Source organism: Streptomyces prasinopilosus, assembly GCF_001419695.1.
In the GTDB taxonomy this organism is placed as follows: domain Bacteria; phylum Actinomycetota; class Actinomycetes; order Streptomycetales; family Streptomycetaceae; genus Streptomyces; species Streptomyces prasinopilosus.
This window is the reverse complement of sequence record NZ_LIRG01001006.1, coordinates 1-1,975: the sequence shown is the minus strand read 5'-3', so window position 1 is coordinate 1,975 and position 1,975 is coordinate 1. Positions and strand designations below refer to the sequence as shown.

The 1,975-nt window shown below is 74.7% G+C and carries 2 protein-coding genes; both read left to right on the top strand.

The window, feature by feature from the left end:
• The coding region (locus tag AOK18_RS29610; RefSeq protein WP_055696298.1) for a nicotinate phosphoribosyltransferase at positions 1 to 1,228 on the top strand (1,228 nt) is incomplete at its 5' end.
• 115 nt (positions 1,229 to 1,343) lie between these two features.
• On the top strand, positions 1,344 to 1,931 hold the full coding sequence (locus AOK18_RS29605; protein ID WP_055696297.1) for a nicotinamidase: 588 nt from the start codon (positions 1,344 to 1,346) through the stop codon (positions 1,929 to 1,931).
• The last annotated feature ends 44 nt before the right edge of the window (positions 1,932 to 1,975 follow it).

Below are 1,975 nucleotides of genomic sequence, written 5' to 3'. Positions count from 1 at the left end.
CGAGGTCTTCACCCGGCGCCTCCCGGAGGGCCGCCGCTACGGTGTGGTGGCCGGCACCGGGCGGGTCCTGGACGCGGTGGAGAACTTCCGTTTCGACGGCCGCCTCCTCGACTTCCTGCGCGAGAAGGACGTCGTCGACGGGCCGACCCTCGACTGGCTGGCCGACTACCGCTTCAGCGGGGACATCTGGGGCTACCCGGAGGGCGAGGTGTACTTCCCGGGCTCGCCCGTCATGCGGGTCGAGGGCACCTTCGCGGAGTGCGTGCTGCTGGAGACGGTGATCCTGTCGATCCTCAACCACGACTCGGCGATCGCCGCGGCGGCCTCCCGGATGGCCTCCGCCGCCGGGGACCGGCCGCTGATCGAGATGGGCGCCCGGCGCACCCACGAGCTGGCCGCGGTGGCCGCCTCCCGGGCCGCCTACGTGGGCGGCTTCACCTCCACCTCCGACCTGGCGGCCGGGTTCCGCTACAACATCCCGACCGTGGGCACCTCCGCCCACGCCTTCACCCTGGTGCACGACAGCGAGCGGGACGCCTTCCGCGCGCAGGTGGACTCCCTCGGCTCCGGCACGACGCTCCTCGTGGACACCTACGACGTGGCCGAGGCGGTCCGCACGGCCGTCGAGGTCGCCGGCCCGTCCTTGGGCTCGGTCCGGATCGACTCCGGCGACCTGCTCCTGGTCGCGCACCGGGTGCGGCAGCAGCTGGACGAGCTGGGCGCCACCGGCACGAAGATCACCGTGACCTCGGACCTCGACGAGTACGCCATCGCCTCGCTGGCCGCCGCGCCGGTGGACGCGTACGGCGTCGGCACTCAGCTGGTGACCGGGTCCGGGCACCCGACGGCCTCCATGGTCTACAAGCTGGTCGCCCGCGCCGGGTCCACGGACGCCGGGGCGCCGCTGGTGCCCGTGGCGAAACGATCCTCCGGTGGCAAGACCTCCATCGGCGGCCGCAAGTGGGCCGCGCGCCGGCTGGACGGGGACGGTGTCGCCGAGGCCGAGGTGATCGGCACCGGACCGGTGCCCGAGGAGCTGGCCGACCGGCAGTTGCTGGTGGAGCTGGTCAAGGGCGGCGAGGTGACCGCGACCGCGCGCGAGCCGCTGGACCGGCTCCGCGCACGGCACGCCGCGGCACGCGCCGGCCTGCCGCTGTCCGCGACCCAGCTGTCCCGCGGGGAACCCGTCATCCCGACGGAGTACCTGCACCCGGGATCGGGTAGCTGACGGCTGTTCCGCGGGCCTCGCCCGCGGTCCCCCGTCCGGCCCCGGCCCGCCGTCCCACATCCTCCGTCCGACACACACCGACCCCCGACCGACCCCCAGCCGAAGGAATCCGACCATGCGCCGCGCCTTGATCGTCGTCGACGTGCAGAACGACTTCTGCGAGGGAGGCAGCCTCGCCGTGTCCGGCGGTGCGGACGTGGCCGCCGCCATCACCGAGCTGATCGCACGGGTGCCGGGCGGGTACCGGCACGTGGTGGCCACCCGCGACCACCACATCGCCCCCGGCGGCCACTTCGCCGACAACCCCGACTTCGTCCGCTCCTGGCCCGCGCACTGCGTCGCCGGGACGGAGGGGGCCGGCTTCCACCCGAACTTCGCCCCGGCGGTCGCCTCCGGCGCGGTCGACGCCGTCTTCGACAAGGGGGCGTACTCGGCCGCGTACAGCGGCTTCGAGGGCACCGAGGAGAACGGGGTGGGGCTGGCCGACTGGCTGCGCGCCCGCGAGGTCGACGAGGTGGACGTGGTGGGCATCGCCACCGACCACTGCGTCCGGGCGACCGCCCTGGACGCCACCCGCGAGGGCTTCCGCACCCAGGTCCTGCTGGACCTCACCGCGGGGGTGGCCGCACCGACCACCGAGCGGGCGCTCGACGAGCTGCGCGGGGCGGGTGTGGAGCTCTCGGGGAAGCCGGTCGTGCAGTGAGGGAGCCCTCCGCCGGGGACGGGCGCCCCGGCGGGGCGGCGGAC

Bases quoted from the DNA above. Each gene is read 5' to 3' on its own strand.
- AOK18_RS29605 (WP_055696297.1), top strand. From the start codon at position 1,344: ATGCGCCGCGCCTTGATCGTCGTCGACGTGCAGAACGACTTCTGCGAG.